Genomic DNA, 16529 nt, shown 5'->3' on the forward strand with positions numbered 1-16529 from the left:
ACTGACTCCACCTGGGGCCAGTACCCCGACCCTGCCCGCGCCACGCACCCTCTCTGGACCTGTTCAAGATCCGGTCGACGCCAGGGTGGTCGAGGAAGGCGCGCAGCGCCTGTCTCGAGACCCGTGTGTTGGGCGACGCCCGGGTGGTCGAGGAAGGCGCGCAGCGCCTGTCTCGAGACCCGGTGAGACGACCGTGGTCCTGCCCGGCGCTCGGCTCACGGGGTCTCGAGACGCCGGAGCCAGTCCCTCCTCCGTCGGGCCTGGATCCGGCTCCTCGACCTCCCGCCCTGGACCTGCGGGTTCGTCCGTCACCCGCAGGGGCGTGATCAGTGCTGGTAGGTGCCGTGGAGGATCGCGCGGCCCGCGGTCTTGAAGGCCAGGTTGAAGCTGACCACCGCGGGGGAGGCGTCGGAGTCGACACCGAGCTGCTCCTCCGTGACGGCGTGCACCACGAAGTAGTAGCGGTGGGGCTGGTCGCCCTCGGGCGGGGCAGCGCCCATGAAGTCCTTCGACCCGCCGTCGTTGCGGCACGTGAAGGCGGCGCCCGGCAGGGTGGCGCCGCTGGCGCCCGCGCCGGTGTCGAGGGAGGTCACGTCGGCCGGCAGGTCGACCAGCACCCAGTGCCAGAAGCCGGACGGCGTGGGGGCGTCGGGGTCGAAGCAGGTGACGGTGAAGCTCTTGGTGCCCTCGGGCACGTCGCTCCAGGACAGCTGCGGCGAGGTGTTGCCCTCGGCGGCCACCTGGTCCGCCTTGAGGGGCTGACCGTCGGACACGTCGTCGCTGGTGACGGTGAAGGACGGGACCTGCGGCAGCAGCTCGTAGGGGTCGGGGTGCACGGGACGCTCGAGACTCATGGTGGCGAACGTACCCAGCCCGTCCATCCTTCAGCCCGGGTGCGCCTCGGCGGCCGCGACGCCTCACAATGGTGCCGTGCCGGAGACGCCAGCCGACCACCCGACCTACCCCGTGGGCCTCCGGCTCGCGGGACGCAGGGTCCTCGTGGCCGGCGGCGGCAACGTCGCCCAGCGGCGCGTGCCGACGCTGCTCGCCGCGGGCGCCGACGTGCACCTGGTCTCGCCGGCGGTGACGCCGTCGATCGAGGGGCTGGCGGCCGCAGGGGAGGTCACCTGGCACGAGCGCGGCTTCCGCGACGCCGACCTCGACGGCGCGTGGTACGTGATGGCGGCCACCGACGACGCCGCGGTCAACGCCCGGATCAGCGACCTCGCCGAGGAGCGGCGCGTCTGGTGCGTGCGAGCCGACGACGCCGAGGCCGCCACGGCGTTCACACCCGCGGTCGGACGGCACCAGGGCGACACCGTCGCGGTGATGGCCACGGGCGCCGCCGACCGCGACCCCCGCCACCACGCCGCCCTGCGCGACGAGGTCGTCACCGCGCTGCGCGAGGGACGCCTGGCCGTGGGAGAGCGGCGGCGTCGTCCGGGGGTGGTCCTGGTCGGTGGGGGCCCCGGCGACCCCGAGCTGATCACCGTCGCCGGACGCAAGGCGCTGATGGAGGCCGACGTCGTGGTCGCCGACCGGCTGGCCCCCCGCGAGCTGCTCGCGGAGCTGCCCGCGAGCACCCGCATCGTCGACGTCGCCAAGCTGCCCCGCGGCCGCTCGGCGCTGCAGGACGAGATCAACCGGGTCCTCGTCGAGGAGGCCTCCGCCGGTCACCGGGTCGCCCGCTTCAAGGGGGGCGACAACTTCGTCTTCGGGCGGGGCTACGAGGAGGTCGAGGCGTGCGTCGCGGCCGGCGTCGAGGTCACCGTCGTCCCGGGCGTCAGCAGCCCGATCGCGGTGCCCGGGCTCGCGGGCATCCCCGTGACGCACCGCGGCGTCACCCACGACCTGACCGTGGTCAGCGGGCACCTGCCCCCCGGGCACCCGGACTCGCTCGTCGACTGGGAGGCGCTGGGCCACGCCCGGGGCACGATCGTGCTCATGATGGCCGTCGAGAACGCCGCCGCCATCGCGGCGGCCGTGGTCGCCGCCGGACGCGCCGGCACCACGCCCGTGGCCGTGGTCTGCGACGGCAGCATGCCGACCCAGCGCACCGTGCTCGCCACGCTCGCCACGCTCGGCGAGACGATCGAGCGCGAGCAGGTGCGGCCGCCCGCCGTGATCGTGGTGGGCGAGGTCGTCGCCGTCGCCCATCCGGCGCGCGACTGAGATGGCCGAGCTGGTCGAGCTGCACGACGCCGGCGACCCGCGCCTGGCCGACTACCGAGACCTGCGCGACGTCCAGCTCCGGCGCTCCCTGGAGGCCGAGCACGGTCTCTTCCTCGCCGAAGGCGAGAAGGTCGTGCGCCGCGCCGTCGAGGCGGGCTACCGGCCACGCTCGCTGCTGATGGCACCGCGCTGGCTCGACGGCCTGGCCGACGTGCTGGCGCGCACCGACGCCCCCTGCTATGTCGTGAGCGAGCGCCTCGCCGAGGAGGTCACCGGCTTCCACGTGCACCGCGGGGCGCTCGCGTCGTTGCACCGGCGGCCGCTGGCTCCGGTCGAGGAGGTGCTCGCCGGGGCGCGCACGGTCGTGGTGCTCGAGGACGTCGTCGACCACACCAACGTCGGCGCGGTGCTGCGCAGCGCGGCGGCGCTCGGGGTCGACGCGGTGCTGCTCTCCCCGCGCTGCGCCGACCCGCTCTACCGGCGCTCGGTCAAGGTCGCGATGGGAGCCGTCTTCGCCCTGCCCTGGACCCGGCTCCCCGGCTGGTCGGGGGCGATGGACGACCTGGAGGCACGCGGCTTCACGACGGTGGCCCTCACCCTGGCCCCGGACTCCCAGCCGCTCGACGAGGCCGTCACCGGGGTCGACCGGCTGGCCCTGGTGCTCGGCTCCGAGGGCCACGGACTGTCGACGCAGTGGCAGCGCACGGCCTCGCGACGCGCCGTGATCCCGATGCAGGCGGGCGTCGACTCCCTCAACGTCGCCGCGGCGGCCGCGGTGGCCTGCTGGGTGTCGGCCTCGCGAGACCGTGGCTGAGAGCGGCCGGGTGCCGTTAGCCTGACCGGGTGTCACCCGAGCAGACCCCGGACACCGTGCGCGCCGACCTGCTCGCCGACCTGGTCGCGCAGGTGGCCGACCAGTCGATCATCGCGCTCGACCTGCAGGGCACCATCGTCAGCTGGAACGCCGGGGCGGAGCGGCTCGAGGGCTACACCCGCGACGAGGTGATGGGTCGCAGCTTCGCGATGTTCTACACCGAGGGGGACCGCCGCTCCGGGCTCCCCGGCGAGCTCCTGCAGCGCGCCCGCGACGACGGCCACGGGCAGCACCAGGGCTGGCGGGTGCGGCACGACGGCACCACCTTCTGGGCCGACGTGACGATCACGGCCCTGCACGACGTCGAGAGCCGACCGACGGGGTTCGCCGAGGTGGTGCGCGACCTGACCGAGCAGCACCAGCTCGAGGTGCGGCTCCGCGAGAGCGAGCAGCGGCTCCGGCTGCTCGTCGGCCAGGTGGTCGACTACGCCATCATCGCGCTCGACCCTCAGGGCACCATCGAGACCTGGAACAAGGGGGCGGAGCGCCTCAAGGGCTACCGCGAGGACGAGGCGATCGGCCGGAGCTTCGCGATGCTCTACACCCAGGAGGACCAGCGCGACGGGCTGCCGGCGCGGCTGCTGCAGGAGGCCCGCCGACAGGGACGCGTCGAGCACACCGGCTGGCGGGTACGCCGAGACGGGTCGCGCTTCTGGGCCGACGTCACCCTCACCGCGCTGCACGACCCACAAGGACGCTTCACCGGCTACGCCAAGGTCACCCGCGACCGCACCGACGTCAAGCGTCTCGAGGAGGCCCAGGACGCCTTCTACGCGACCTTCACCCACGACTTCCGCACCCCCGTGACCGTCATCAAGGGCTTCGTGGAGGCGCTGCGCGACGCCGACGGTGAGGAGCGCGACGAGCTGCTCGACCGGGTCGAGGCGGGCACCGAGCGCCTGCTCTCGATGGTGGAGGGGCTGGTGAGCTTCGCCAGGCAGCGGGTCGCGCACGCCGACCTGCAGCTCGACGACATCGACGTCGCCCACGTGGCGCGCAGCGCCGCGCGCTCGCTGCGCACGGGGCCGGGGGAGGGCCGGGTCGCCGTGTCCGGCGACGTCGCCCTGGTGCGCGCCAACGGCGACGCCATGCACCGGGTCGTGACCAACCTGCTGGTCAACGCCCTGAAGTACTCCGGTGGCCAGACCGACGTCGTCGTCGACTTCGTGCGCGAGGGGGACGAGGTGGGGGTGCGCGTCCGCGACTCGGGGCGCGGCATCCACCCCGACGACCTCGCCACGATCTTCGACCAGTTCGAGCGCGGGCGCCTGGCCACCGACGACGGCGGGTCCGGGCTGGGCCTGGCCAGCACGCGGGAGCTCGTGGAGCTGCAGCAGGGCCGGGTCGTCATCGACAGCGACCTCGACGTCGGCACCACGGTGACGGTGTGGCTGCAGCGCGTGGGGCTCGGCCGGCAGGAGGAGGCTCAGCCCGCGGGCCACCCGAGGGGGTAGTCCTCGGCCTCCGCCTCCATCTGCTTGCGCAGCCGCTTGCGCAGCTTGGCGCTGAGCCGGTCGCCGAAGACGGTGCCGGCCGTGTGGTCGGTCTCGTGCTGCAGGCACCGCGCGAGCAGGCCGTCGCCCTCGTAGGCGACCTCGGCCCCCGTGTGGTCGACGCCCGTCACCCGCGCGCGGTCCGGGCGCGCGCAGGGCACGAAGGCGCCAGGGTAGGACAGGCAGCCCTCGTCGCCGTCGTCGAGCCGGCGCTCCCTGCCCTCGGGCAGCTCGAGCTCCGGGTTGCAGACGACCCCCCGGTGGATCACGCCCTCCTCGTCGGGACAGTCGAAGACGAAGACGGCCAGGTCGACCCCGACCTGGCAGGCCGCCAGGCCGACGCCGTCGGCGGCGTACATCGTGGCGACCATGTCGGCCACCAGCGTCGCGAGCTCCTCGTCGTACGCCGTCACGGGGCGCGCCCGGTGGTGCATCACCTCGGTGCCCCAGCGGGTGATGGGGAGCACCGATCCGCCGGTCGGCAGCGTCGCGGAGCCGGGGGCCACCTGGGCGTCGGAGGTGTCGCGCATGGGCTGCATGCTAGCCGTGGCGCACGCATGACCCGGGACACGCGGGGCGACTGTGGCGCCGAGTGTAACTCCGAGTTACATTCGGTGTCATGGCTTCCACGACCCCGAAGGCCGACGAGACCCGGCAGTCGCAGCGACTGCCCTGGACCCTGCTGCGCGCCGGTGGGCGACACGGCCTCGCCGACGGCGAGGTGCGCGACCCCATCGGGTTGGCGATCGCGGCGCTCAACCGGCTCGCGTCGTCGGACCTGATGGACCGCCTCGGCATCCGCAAGCAGACCGAGCAGGGCGTCTACCGCGTGACGAGCGCCGGCTTCCGGACCGTGGGCACCGTGAGCCGCAGCTTCGCGCGCGCCGGCCGACGTCGGGCGGGCAACCGGGTGCCGAGCGCCCAGCGCAGCGGGCTCTTCGACCTCACCCCCGGCGAGGACGAGCAGATGATCGCCGACGTCGTGCGCGAGCTCGCGGCCGAGGTGGTGCGCCCGGCGGCGGCCGCCGCCGACGCGTCGTGCACGGCGCCGCAGGAGGTGCTGGCCGCCACGCTCGAGGTCGGTCTCCCGCTGCTCGGGGTGCCGGAGGAGCTCGAGGGCATCGCGACCGAGCGCTCCGCCGTCACGGGCGTGCTGGTGCACGAGGCGCTCGCCCACGGCGACATGGGTCTCGCGGTCGCGGCACTCGCTCCGGGCGCCGTCGCCACCGCGCTGTCGCTGTGGGGCACCGAGGAGCAGCAGCAGACCTACCTGCCGCACTTCACCGGCCAGGAGGTGCCCGCGGCCGCGCTGGCCCTGGCCGAGCCCACGCCGCTGCACGACCCGCTCTCCCCGAGCGCGACCGCCGAGCGCCGCGGTGAGGGCTTCGTGCTGCGCGGCACCAAGTCCGGCGTGGTCCGGGGCGCCGAGGCCGAGCTCTTCGTCGTGGGCGCCTCGCTCGAGGGGGAGCCGCGGCTCTTCGTCGTGGAGTCCCGCACCGACGGCGTGACCATCGAGTCCGATCCGTCGATGGGCCTCCGTGCCGCCGGCCTCTCGCGCCTGGTGCTCGACGACGTCGAGGTCGACGAGATCTCGCTGCTGGGCACGACCGAGGACCACCGCGACGCGGTGCGGCTCTCGCGCCTGGCGTGGTGCGCCCTGGCGGTGGGCACCGGGCAGGCGGTGCTCGACTACGTCATCCCGTACGTCAAGGAGCGCGAGGCCTTCGGGGAGCCGATCGCCCACCGCCAGTCGGTCGCCTTCATGGTGGCCAACATCGGCATCGAGCTGCAGGGGATGCGGCTGGCCACCTGGAAGGCCGCCTCCCGCGTGGCCCAGGGCCGCGACGCCGGCAAGGAGATCGCGCTGGCCCGCCGGCTCTGCGCCGAGCACGGCATGCGCATCGGTCTCGACGGGGTGCAGCTGCTCGGCGGCCACGGCTTCGTCAAGGAGCACCCGGTCGAGCGCTGGTACCGCGACCTGCGCGCGATCGGCCTGATGGAGGGGGCGGTCCTGGTCTGAGGCGCCACCGCGCAGCCCACCCAGGACCCGGACAAGGAGAGCCACGATGATCAACCTCGAGACCCCGAAGAAGCTGCGACCGCTGGTCGACCAGGCACACCAGGTCGCGATGAACATGTTGCGCCCGATCTCGCGCAAGTACGACGAGCAGGAGCACGCCTACCCGCGCGAGCTCGACATGCTCGCCGCGATGATCGACGGCATCAGCGAGTCGGGAGCCACCGGCGGCGCGGGCGCGAGCGGCGTACGCCGCAGCCAGAAGCCCGAGGAGCAGCCCGGCAACCGCAACGGCGCCAACCTCGCCAGCGTGCTCTCCGTGATGGAGATGTGCTGGGGCGACGTCGGCCTGCTGCTGTCGATGCCACGGCAGGGGCTCGGCAACTCCGCCATCGCCTCGGTCGCCGACGACGAGCAGCTCGAGCGCTTCGCCGGCACCTGGGCCGCCATGGCGATCACCGAGCCGGGGGTGGGCTCCGACTCGGCCAACATCTCGACCACCGCGGTGCGCGACGGCGACGAGTACGTCATCAACGGCGAGAAGATCTACGTGACGTCGGGGGAGCGCGCCGACTCGGTGGTGGTGTGGGCGACGCTCGACAAGTCGCTCGGCCGCGCCGCGATCAAGTCCTTCGTCGTCGAGAAGGGCACCCCCGGGATGCGGGTCGAGCGCCTCGAGCACAAGCTCGGGATCCGCGCCTCCGACACGGCCGTCATCATCTTCGACGACTGCCGCGTCCCGGCCGAGAACCTGCTGGGCTCTCCGGAGGTCGACACCAAGCAGGGCTTCGCCGGCGCCATGGCGACCTTCGACAACACCCGGCCGCTGGTGGCGGCGATGGCCGTCGGGTGCGCCCGCGCCTCGCTCGACCTGACCCGCGACCTAATGGCCGACGCCGGCATCGAGGTCGACTACGACCGACCCACCCAGCTGCAGACCGCGGCCGCGGCGACCTTCCTGGCGCTGGAGGCCGAGTGGGAGGCGGCGTACCTGCTCACGCTGCAGTCGGCCTGGATGGCCGACAACCGCGAGCCCAACTCGATGCAGGCCTCGATGGCCAAGGCGAAGGCCGGCCGCATGGGCAGCGAGGTGACGCTGCGGTGCGTCGAGCTCGCCGGCACCCTCGGCTACTCCGAGGCCGAGCTGCTGGAGAAGTGGGGCCGCGACTCCAAGATCCTCGACATCTTCGAGGGCACCCAGCAGATCCAGCAGCTGATCGTGGCCCGGCGCCTGCTCGGACTGGGGTCGGCGCAGCTGAAGTAGGGGCACGCGCCGGCGCCGCGTGCCAGAGTGACGGCGTGGCAGCGCAGCGCAGCGACCTCGTCGTCGCCAGCATCCAGGACGCCTTCGCCCCTCTGATGCGCGCGGACCCGGTGGCCTTCCGCGGGAAGTTCCGCAAGATGGCCGCCGACCCGCACGCCTTCTACCGCGGCTCGGCCTGCCTCTTCTACGCCGACCAGACCGCGCTCGAGGACGAGTGGGTCGACGAGCGCAGCGGGGCCATCTGGATCCACGGCGACCTCCACGTCGAGAACTTCGGCACTTACCTCAGCTCCGACGGCCGGCTGGTCTTCGACGTCAACGACTTCGACGAGGCCTACCTCGGGCACTTCACCTGGGACCTGCGGCGCTTCGCCGCGAGCCTGGCCCTGGTCGGCTGGCAGAAGGCGCTTCCCGCCGCCGACGTCGAGCGGCTGGTCCGCCGCTTCCTGCGGGCCTACCTCGCCCAGGTCGACTCCTACGCCTCCACCGGCGACGACGAGGACTTCGGGCTCCACCTCGACAACACCGAGGGTCCGGTGCTCGACGCGCTGGTGGCGGCGCGCGGCGTACGCCGGGTCGACCTGCTCGACCGCATCACCACCGTCGAGCGCGACGGGGCGCGCCGCTTCTCCGACCACCCGAGCGTGCGGCGGCTGCCGCGGGAGGAGCGCCGCGAGGTCGAGCGCGCCTTCGGGCGCTACCTCGAGACGATCCCGGAGTCCAAGCGCTTCGACCGCGAGCTCTTCTACGGGCTGCACGACGTCGTCGGCAAGTCGGGCTTCGGCATCGGCAGTGCCGGGCTGCCGGCGTACAACCTGCTGGTCGAGGGGCACAGCCAGGCCCGTGACAACGACGTGGTGCTCTCGATGAAGCAGGCCAACGTGCCGGCGGTGAGCCGCTACGTCGACCACGAGGCGGTCGACCGCTACTTCGAGCACGAGGGGCACCGCACGGTCGTCAGCCAGCGGGCGCTGCAGGTGCACACCGACCCGCTGCTCGGCCACACCGGGGTCCGGGGTGTGGGCTACGTGGTCGCCGAGGTCTCGCCCTACGAGGTCGACCTCGACTGGGACGACCTCACCGAGCCCTCGCAGATGGCCCAGGTGGTCGACCTGCTGGGCCGGGCGACGGCCAAGGTGCACTGCTCCTCCGACGAGGACAGCGACCAGGACCTGGTCGACTTCCAGGTCGAGGAGGCGGTGGTCGCCTCGCTGAAGGGGCGACGCCGTGCCTTCGCCGACCACCTGGTCGGCTTCGCCACCGACTACGCCGCCCAGGTTCGGGAGGACCACGCCACCTTCGTCGAGGAGTTCCGAGCCGGCCGCATCGGCGTCGCGGCCACGTGAGCGGCCGCGACGCCGATACCCCCTTCTGCCCCCCTCGGCCTGCGTCAGCGGAACTTGCTGATCGGGATCCGGACCACGCGTCCCTTGCCCGGGTTGAGGCTGCGGGTGCTGGCGTGGAACTTGCCGCGCTCGAAGAGCAGTCCGGTCGGCTGCGAGGCCTTGAAGGTCTCGACGTCGCCGTCGGGCAGCACCCGCACGATGCGACCGAGCTTGTTGATGTCGACCCCGGGTCCGGGAGGCCCTCCGAAGAAGACCTGGGAGTAGTAGACGGCGCCGCCCGGGCCGACCGCGAGCCCGGTCGGGGAGTCCAGGCCACGCCAGGACCGGGCGATCTCGCCGCGTCCGGTGAGCTTGTAGATCCGTCCGGCGCCTGGCACCTCCGCACCCAGGGTGCTCACCCAGGCGCGACCGTTGCGCCAGTCGACCCCCGTCGGCACCGGGTCGCATCCCACGGTGCCCGGGTTGGCCTGGGCGCCGTCGGCGAGGCAGGGCTTGGTCTTGACCGTCGGCGGCACGAAGAAGGTCGAGACCCTGCCGGAGGTCGGGTTGACCCGCAGCACCGCGTTGGCGCCGCCGTCGGCGACCAGCAGGTTCCGCGGGGTCAGCGTCATCGCGAAGGGGTTGGACAGCGCGTCGACGGGCTGACCGTCGACCTCCTGGACCTGCCCGTCGGGGTTGTTGTCGAGCTCGTACTGCAGCAGGTCCGCGATCACCGTCGTCTGCCCGGTGTCGAGGTTGGTGCGCAGCACCTTGCTCGGGCCGTAGGCCCCGCCCACCGGAGGCCCGTCGGGCGCAGGACCGCCGATCACGCTCCAGACCCACTTGCCCCGTGACGCCACGGCCGCGACGCCGGCTGCGTCGGAGACCAGGGTGCGACGGCTGCCGTCACGGCGGATCAGGGTGACCTGACCGGCGCCGCTCTGCGCGACGACGATGCTGCCGTTGCGAGCGGCGCTGAGGCCGAACGGGCTGTTCAGCCCCTTGGCGACGACCTGGACGGGGGCGGCGCGCCCTCCGTCCGAGGCTCGCGGCGCCGCTCCCGACGACGGGGCCGGCGAGCCGGCCACGAGGCCGACGGTGAGCGCGACGACGCACGCCCTGGTTGCTGCACGCATGGATGTGTCCCTCCCGGCAAAGTGATCCCCCCGCACGCACAGGCATCGCACAGCCGAGCGGATCGCGCATCCACTGGTGCAGACCGCTGGGAGGCTCCACTAGACCGGTGGGAGGGGATGCACCGGGCGACTCGGGGCGAAGCCGACCGGCGCCGAGCCGCCCGTGGCGGACATCCGTCAGGCCAGGACGCGCGCGCCGGCCCCGGGCTCGGCCACGAAGAAGGCCGGCGCGGTCCACCCACGGGCCGCGAAGGCCGTGCGGACGGCGCTCTCCACCGCGCCGAGCCGGGGGCGCGGCGTCAGGGCGATCGCCGACCCGCCGAAGCCGCCGCCTGTCATCCGGGCCCCCAGCGCGCCCGCCTCGCGCGCCGTCTCGCAGGCCGTGTCGAGCTCGGCGCAGGAGACCTCGTAGTCGTCGCGCAGCGACGCGTGGGAGGCGTCCAGCAGCGGCCCCAGCGCGGCCCAGTCGCCGGCCCCGAGGGCCGCGACGACCTCGTCGACGCGGCGTACCTCGCTGACGACGTGGCGAGCCCGGGGGAGCAGCGCGGCATCGAGGCCGGCGAGGTCGTCGGGGCCGACCTGTGCCAGGTGCCGCACCCCGAGGTGGCGCGCGGCCTCCCACGCCTGGTCGCGCCGGGCGCCGTAGCCGCCGTCGGTCAGCTCGTGGCTCACCCGCGTGTCGACGACCAGCACGGCGAGGTCATGGGCGGCGGGGTCGAAGGGCACCTGCCGCTGCTCGTCGGTGGCGAAGTCGAGCAGCAGCGCGTGCGACTCGCGCGCGTGCACCGAGATGGCCTGGTCGAGCCCCCCGGTGGGCGCGCCCACGACCTCGCTCTCGGCGCGCACGCAGGCCGCCACGAGCTCGTCGGGGGAGTAGCCGAGGCCGAGCGCGGCGTCGAGGGCGACGGCCACGCTGCACTCCAGCGCGGCCGAGCTCGAGAGGCCCGCCCCGATGGGCACCTCGCTGCTCACCTCGACGTCGAAGCCCCCCGGCACGTCGAGGGTCACGAAGACGCCCGCCACGTAGCGCACCCACGAGGGGGCGTCGTCGAGCTGCGAGGGCCGTCCCTCCCACGAGCGCTCGCCGCTGCGGACGGCGAGACGGTCGTCGTCGCGCGGGCTCACCCGGGCGGTGGTCGACTGGCGCAGCGCGAAGGGCAGGCAGCGGCCGCCGTTGTAGTCGACGTGCTCGCCGATGAGGTTGACGCGGCCCGGGGCGACGCCGGTGACGGGGCGAGGAGTGGATGCTGGCACGCGCAGCAGCGTAGATTGGGCCGACGTGCGCTTCCTCGACGACCACCGGCCGCCGTACGACCTGACCTACGACGACGTCTTCATGGTGCCGCGACGCTCCGACGTCAGCTCCCGCTACGCCGTCGACCTCGCGTCGTCCGACGGGACCGGCACCACCATCCCGCTCGTCGTGGCCAACATGACCGCCGTCTCCGGCCGCCGCATGGCCGAGACCATGGCACGGCGCGGCGGCCTGGCCGTGATCCCGCAGGACATCCCGCTCGACGTCGTCGCGGACGTGGTGGCCTGGGTCAAGAGCCGGCACCCCGTCTTCGAGACCCCCATCCAGGTGCGGCCGCAGGACACCGTCAGCGACGTGCTCGCCCTGCTCCCCAAGCGCGCGCACCGGGCCGCGGTCGTGCTCGACGGACGTCGCCCCGTCGGCGTCGTGACCGAGGCCGACTGCGCCGGCGTCGACCGCTTCACCCTGGTGGCCGACGTGATGACCACCGAGATGACCACGGTGCGCCACACCATGGAGCCGCGGGAGGCCTTCGACGTGCTGCACGCCTCGCGGCACCGCCTGGCCCCCGCCGTCGACGAGCAGGGCGACCTGGTCGGGATCCTGACTCGCACCGGGGCGCTGCGCTCGACGATCTACGAGCCGGCGCTCGACCCGCACGGCCGGCTGCGCGTGGCCGCCGCCCTCGGGGTCAACGGCGACGTGGGCGGCAAGGCCCGCAAGCTGCTCGACCTGGGTGTCGACTGCCTCGTCGTCGACACCGCCCACGGCCACCAGGAGCGGATGGTCGAGGCGCTCGCCACGGTGCGCTCGCAGGGCCCGCAGGTGCCGGTGGTCGCGGGCAACGTCGTCTCCGCCGAGGGCACCCGCGACCTGGTCGAGGCCGGCGCCGACATCGTGAAGGTGGGCGTCGGTCCGGGGGCCATGTGCACCACCCGGATGATGACCGGGGTCGGCCGCCCGCAGTTCAGCGCCGTGCTGGAGTGCGCCGCGGCGGCCCGCGAGCTCGGCAAGCACGTCTGGGCCGACGGTGGGGTGCGTCACCCCCGCGACGTCGCGCTCGCGCTGGCGGCCGGTGCCTCCCAGGTGATGGTCGGGTCCTGGTTCGCCGGCACCCACGAGTCGCCGGGCGACCTGCACGTCGGCGCCGACGGGCGGGCCTACAAGGAGAGCTTCGGCATGGCCTCGGCCCGCGCGGTGGCCAACCGCACCTCCACCGACACGGCCTTCGACCGCGCCCGCAAGGGGCTCTACGAGGAGGGCATCAGCTCCTCGCGGATGTTCCTCGACCCCGCACGCCCGGGCGTGGAGGACCTCGTCGACGAGATCTGCTCGGGCGTCCGCTCCGCGGCGACGTACGCCGGCGCGCACGACCTGGCGGCCTTCCACGAGCGCGCCACGGTCGGCGTGCAGTCGGCCGCGGGCTTCGCCGAGGGTCGGCCGCTGCCGGCGGGCTGGTGAGCAGCGCCCCCGATTCGGCTGCGGGGGCTCGGCCTTGCTAGTGTTTCACCGCTCGTCCGGGTGGCGGAATAGGCAGACGCGCTAGCTTGAGGTGCTAGTCCCCGTATTAGGGGGTGGGGGTTCAAGTCCCCCCTCGGACACACGAGTCGATGGGCCCCGCGGTGCGGGGCCCATCGTCGTTCCCGGACCGTCGGAGGCCCGGGACGCACGCGGCTCAGGACGGGGGAGCGAAGAACTCCAGGGCGATGTTGTCGGGATCGCGGAAGGACACCCCCGAGCCGTACGCCGCGTCGACGACGTCGCCGTGCGCGACCCCCAGCTCGTCCAGTCGCCCGCGCCAGGCCTCCAGCTCGTCGCGGTCGGCGCAGGCGAAGGCGACGTGGTCGAGCCCCGTGGTCCGCTCGTCGAAGTCACCGCCTCGCCCCGCGGGGTGCGTGTGCAGGCCGAAGAGCTGCCCGCCGCCGAGCGCGAAGACAGTGTGGTGGAAGCCGCCGGTCTCCTCGTCCTCGTCGAGCACGGGATCGGCGTCGAAGAGCGCGGCGTACCAGGCGGTGCTGCGCTCGAGGTCGGTGACGGTGACAGCCACGTGGGTCAGGGCGGGAAAGGTCGGTGCTGACACGGCAGGTCCTCCTGCTCGGGGTCCCGGACCCGACCAGCCTCGCTGGCGGACGGCGCCTCCGGCACTCCCCGATCTCCCGGTCCGGGCCCTCCGACCGGACGGGTCCGCAGCGACACGCCACCCCCAGTCTTGAGTCATTCCAGAAAGTGCACTAGGTTCGCCACCGTGACGACGCCCGAGGAGCTCGAGACGCGGCTGCGCGAGGTGTCGCTGCGTGTCACCCGGCCCCGTCTGGCCGTCATGCGTGCCCTGGAGGCACGGCCCCACGCCGACACCGAGACCGTGATCGACGCCGTGCGCCGCGACCTCGGCGCCGTGTCGCACCAGGCCGTCTACGACGTCCTGGCGGCGCTCACCCAGGCGGGTCTGGTGCGTCGCATCCAGCCGGCCGGCGCCGTCGCGCGCTACGAGGTGCGCGTCGGCGACAACCACCACCACGTCGTGTGCCGCAGCTGCGGCGCGATCGGTGACGTCGACTGCGCCGTCGGCCACGCTCCGTGCCTGACTGCGAGCGACGACCGTGGCTTCACCATCGACGAGGCCGAGGTCGTCTACTGGGGCACCTGCTCGGCCTGTCGCACTCCCTAGGCACCACACCCGTCCACCGCACCCCACCACCGCAGGAGGAACGTCCGTGACTGACCAGCCCACCGGGCACGACCACGAGACCGTCGAGGCCGACATGAACACCGAGGAGGCCGGCGGCTGCCCGGTCCACGGTGGCCGTCTCGCGCACCCCACCGAGAGCGGGAGCAACACCGACTGGTGGCCCAACCAGCTCAACCTGAAGATCCTGCGCAAGCACCCCGCGGTCGCCGACCCCTTCGGTGGCGAGCTCGACTACCGCGCCGCCTTCGAGAGCGTCGACCTCGACGAGCTCGCCCGCGACGTCGACGCCGTCATGACCGACAGCAAGGACTGGTGGCCGGCCGACTTCGGTCACTACGGCGGCTTCATGATCCGGATGGCCTGGCACTCCGCGGGCACCTACCGCGTCGACGACGGCCGCGGCGGAGCCGGTGCGGGCATGCAGCGCTTCGCCCCGCTCAACAGCTGGCCCGACAACGGCAACCTCGACAAGGCGCGTCGCCTGCTGTGGCCGGTCAAGCAGAAGTGGGGCGCGAAGGTCTCCTGGGCCGACCTGATGATCTTCGCCGGCAACCGCGCGCTGGAGACCATGGGCTTCACGACCTTCGGCTTCGCCGGTGGCCGCGCCGACGTGTGGGAGCCCGACGAGGACGTCTACTGGGGTCCGGAGCGCACCTGGCTCGGCGACGAGCGCTACACCGGTGACCGCGAGCTGGAGAAGCCGCTCGGCGCCGTGCAGATGGGCCTGATCTACGTCAACCCCGAGGGCCCCAACGCCAACCCCGACCCGCTGGCGTCGGCCCGCGACATCCGCGAGACCTTCGGGCGGATGGCGATGAACGACGAGGAGACCGTCGCGCTGATCGCCGGTGGTCACACCTTCGGCAAGACCCACGGCGCGGCCGACCCCGAGCAGTACGTCGGTCCCGAGCCCGAGGGTGCCTCCATCGTCGAGCAGGGCCTGGGCTGGAAGCAGTCCTACGGCTCGGGCAAGGGCCGCGACGCCATCACCTCCGGCCTCGAGGTCACCTGGACCGCGACGCCGGTCCAGTGGAGCAACGGCTTCTTCGAGAACCTCTTCGGCTACGAGTGGGAGCTGACCAAGAGCCCGGCCGGTGCCTGGCAGTTCCAGGCCGTCGGCGACGAGGCTGCCAACAAGATCCCCGACCCCGAGACCGGCGAGCTCGACCGGCGTCCCACGATGCTGGTCTCCGACATCGCGCTGCGCGAGGACCCCGTCTACCGCGAGATCTCGCTGCGCTTCAAGGACGACCCGGAGGCGTTCGCCGACGCCTTCGCGCGCGCCTGGTACAAGCTCACCCACCGCGACATGGGCCCCAAGCAGCGCTACCTCGGTGCCTGGGTGCCGGAGGAGGAGCTGCTCTGGCAGGACCCGGTGCCGGCCCACGAGGGCGAGGTCATCGGCGCCGACGAGATCGCGTCGCTCAAGCAGCAGATCCTCGACTCCGGCCTGACGGTCCCGCAGCTGGTCAAGGCCGCCTGGGCGGCCGCGTCGTCGCACCGCACCAGCGACAAGCGTGGCGGCGCCAACGGTGGACGCATCCGCCTGGAGCCCCAGCGCAGCTGGGAGGTCAACGACCCGGCCGAGCTCGCCCAGGTGCTGCGGGTGCTCGAGCAGGTCCAGGCAGACTCCGGTCTCAACGTCTCGCTGGCCGACCTGGTCGTGCTGGGCGGCACGGCGGCGGTCGAGGCCGCGGCTCGCGCCGGTGGCGTCGACGTGGAGGTCGGCTTCACCCCGGGGCGCACCGACGCCTCGCAGGAGCAGACCGACGTGGAGTCCTTCAGCCACCTCGAGCCGACCTCCGACGGCTTCCGCAACGTGCTCGGCAAGGAGGGCCGGCTCCCCGGCGAGTACCGCCTGGTCGACCGCGCCAACCTGCTCGGCCTCTCCGCCCCGGAGATGACCGTGCTCGTGGGCGGCCTGCGGGTGCTGGGCGCCAACACCGGTGACAACCCCAAGGGCGTGCTCACCGACCGCGTCGGGACGCTGAGCAACGACTTCTTCGTCAACCTGCTCGACATGGACCTCGACTGGCACGAGATCGAGGGCGACGACGACGGCTTCGAGGCGGTCGACCGGGCCACCGGCGAGACCCGCTGGACGGGCTCGCGGGTCGACCTCGTCTTCGGCTCCAACTCCGAGCTGCGCGCCCTGGCGGAGGTCTACGCCTCCGCCGACGGTGCCGAGCGGTTCGTGCGCGACTTCGCCCGCGCGTGGACCAAGGTGATGGACCTGGACCGCTACGACGTCTGAGCCACCCTTGCCGCCGCCGGCTCCCGACCCTCCACGGGTCAGGGGCCGGC

14 protein-coding genes and 1 tRNA gene are annotated in these 16529 nt (G+C 73.2%); 10 read left to right on the top strand and 5 right to left on the bottom strand.

Features of this window, described 5'->3' with window-relative positions; genetic code table 11:
• Positions 1-326: 326 nt before the first annotated feature.
• Complete coding sequence (locus IG63_RS0110325) at positions 327-854, bottom strand: YbhB/YbcL family Raf kinase inhibitor-like protein (protein ID WP_030484295.1); 528 nt, start codon at positions 852-854, stop codon at positions 327-329.
• A 76-nt stretch (positions 855-930) separates the two neighbouring features.
• Between IG63_RS0110325 and cobA the strand changes: the two genes are divergently transcribed.
• From cobA to IG63_RS0110340, 3 genes are read left to right on the top strand one after another with little or no spacing between them, the layout of a single operon-like run.
• Positions 931-2172 (top strand): uroporphyrinogen-III C-methyltransferase, encoded by a 1242-nt coding sequence (gene cobA / locus IG63_RS0110330; protein WP_030484296.1) that lies wholly within the window; start codon positions 931-933, stop codon positions 2170-2172.
• A gap of 1 nt (position 2173) precedes the next feature.
• Positions 2174-2986: a TrmH family RNA methyltransferase gene (locus IG63_RS0110335; RefSeq protein ID WP_030484297.1), complete on the top strand. Its 813-nt coding sequence runs from the start codon at positions 2174-2176 to the stop codon at positions 2984-2986.
• Positions 2987-3015: 29 nt separating this feature from the next.
• On the top strand, positions 3016-4500 hold the full coding sequence (locus tag IG63_RS0110340; RefSeq protein ID WP_051706536.1) for a sensor histidine kinase: 1485 nt from the start codon (positions 3016-3018) through the stop codon (positions 4498-4500).
• Here IG63_RS0110340 and def read toward each other — a convergent pair.
• On the bottom strand, positions 4473-5069 hold the full coding sequence (gene def, locus IG63_RS0110345; protein ID WP_030484299.1) for a peptide deformylase: 597 nt from the start codon (positions 5067-5069) through the stop codon (positions 4473-4475). The two genes, IG63_RS0110340 and def, sit on opposite strands and share 28 nt — an antisense overlap.
• An 89-nt stretch (positions 5070-5158) precedes the next feature.
• On the opposite strand from def, the gene IG63_RS0110350 reads away from it, so the two are divergent.
• The 3 genes from IG63_RS0110350 to IG63_RS0110360 are packed head-to-tail and all read left to right on the top strand — an operon-like array spanning position 5159 to position 9166.
• On the top strand, positions 5159-6559 hold the full coding sequence (locus IG63_RS0110350) for an acyl-CoA dehydrogenase family protein (protein ID WP_084596934.1): 1401 nt from the start codon (positions 5159-5161) through the stop codon (positions 6557-6559).
• A gap of 46 nt (positions 6560-6605) precedes the next feature.
• Positions 6606-7820, top strand: a complete 1215-nt coding sequence (locus tag IG63_RS0110355; protein WP_030484301.1) for an acyl-CoA dehydrogenase family protein — start codon at positions 6606-6608, stop codon at positions 7818-7820.
• 35 nt (positions 7821-7855) lie between these two features.
• A complete protein-coding gene (locus IG63_RS0110360) occupies positions 7856-9166 on the top strand; it encodes a DUF2252 domain-containing protein (protein ID WP_030484302.1) in 1311 nt (436 codons plus the stop codon).
• 44 nt (positions 9167-9210) lie between these two features.
• Here IG63_RS0110360 and IG63_RS0110365 read toward each other — a convergent pair whose 3' ends face one another.
• Together IG63_RS0110365 and galK are read right to left on the bottom strand one after the other, a co-directional pair.
• Positions 9211-10281, bottom strand: a complete 1071-nt coding sequence (locus IG63_RS0110365; protein WP_030484303.1) for a ScyD/ScyE family protein — start codon at positions 10279-10281, stop codon at positions 9211-9213.
• A 177-nt stretch (positions 10282-10458) separates the two neighbouring features.
• Positions 10459-11535 carry a galactokinase gene (gene galK / locus IG63_RS0110370; RefSeq protein ID WP_245604387.1) on the bottom strand — a complete coding sequence of 359 codons (1077 nt, stop codon included), beginning with the start codon at positions 11533-11535 and terminating at the stop codon, positions 10459-10461.
• Positions 11536-11560: 25 nt separating this feature from the next.
• Between galK and IG63_RS0110375 the strand changes: the two genes are divergently transcribed.
• The gene (locus tag IG63_RS0110375) at positions 11561-12997 is read left to right on the top strand and encodes a GuaB1 family IMP dehydrogenase-related protein (RefSeq protein ID WP_030484305.1); all 1437 of its coding nucleotides are present in this window, start codon (positions 11561-11563) and stop codon (positions 12995-12997) included.
• Positions 12998-13051: 54 nt separating this feature from the next.
• Positions 13052-13137, top strand: a tRNA-Leu gene (locus tag IG63_RS0110380).
• A 74-nt stretch (positions 13138-13211) separates the two neighbouring features.
• Here the strand turns inward: IG63_RS0110380 and IG63_RS0110385 are convergent.
• Positions 13212-13616, bottom strand: a complete 405-nt coding sequence (locus IG63_RS0110385; protein ID WP_030484306.1) for a VOC family protein — start codon at positions 13614-13616, stop codon at positions 13212-13214.
• 165 nt (positions 13617-13781) lie between these two features.
• Between IG63_RS0110385 and IG63_RS0110390 the strand changes: the two genes are divergently transcribed.
• Both IG63_RS0110390 and katG read left to right on the top strand, forming a co-directional pair.
• A complete protein-coding gene (locus tag IG63_RS0110390; protein ID WP_030484307.1) occupies positions 13782-14204 on the top strand; it encodes a Fur family transcriptional regulator in 423 nt (140 codons plus the stop codon).
• Positions 14205-14298: 94 nt separating this feature from the next.
• Positions 14299-16479: a catalase/peroxidase HPI gene (gene katG, locus IG63_RS0110395; RefSeq protein WP_157210122.1), complete on the top strand. Its 2181-nt coding sequence runs from the start codon at positions 14299-14301 to the stop codon at positions 16477-16479.
• Positions 16480-16529: the final 50 nt, after the last annotated feature.

The organism is Nocardioides aequoreus (assembly GCF_000720335.1).
GTDB lineage: Bacteria > Actinomycetota > Actinomycetes > Propionibacteriales > Nocardioidaceae > Marmoricola > Marmoricola aequoreus.

Coding starts and splice junctions, on each gene's coding strand:
- IG63_RS0110365 (WP_030484303.1), bottom strand. CDS start 10,281: ATGCGTGCAGCAACCAGGGCGTGCGTCGTCGCGCTCACCGTCGGCCTC.
- katG (WP_157210122.1), top strand. CDS start 14,299: ATGAACACCGAGGAGGCCGGCGGCTGCCCGGTCCACGGTGGCCGTCTC.
- IG63_RS0110355 (WP_030484301.1), top strand. CDS start 6,606: ATGATCAACCTCGAGACCCCGAAGAAGCTGCGACCGCTGGTCGACCAG.
- def (WP_030484299.1), bottom strand. CDS start 5,069: ATGCGCGACACCTCCGACGCCCAGGTGGCCCCCGGCTCCGCGACGCTG.
- IG63_RS0110325 (WP_030484295.1), bottom strand. CDS start 854: ATGAGTCTCGAGCGTCCCGTGCACCCCGACCCCTACGAGCTGCTGCCG.
- IG63_RS0110350 (WP_084596934.1), top strand. CDS start 5,159: ATGGCTTCCACGACCCCGAAGGCCGACGAGACCCGGCAGTCGCAGCGA.
- IG63_RS0110335 (WP_030484297.1), top strand. CDS start 2,174: ATGGCCGAGCTGGTCGAGCTGCACGACGCCGGCGACCCGCGCCTGGCC.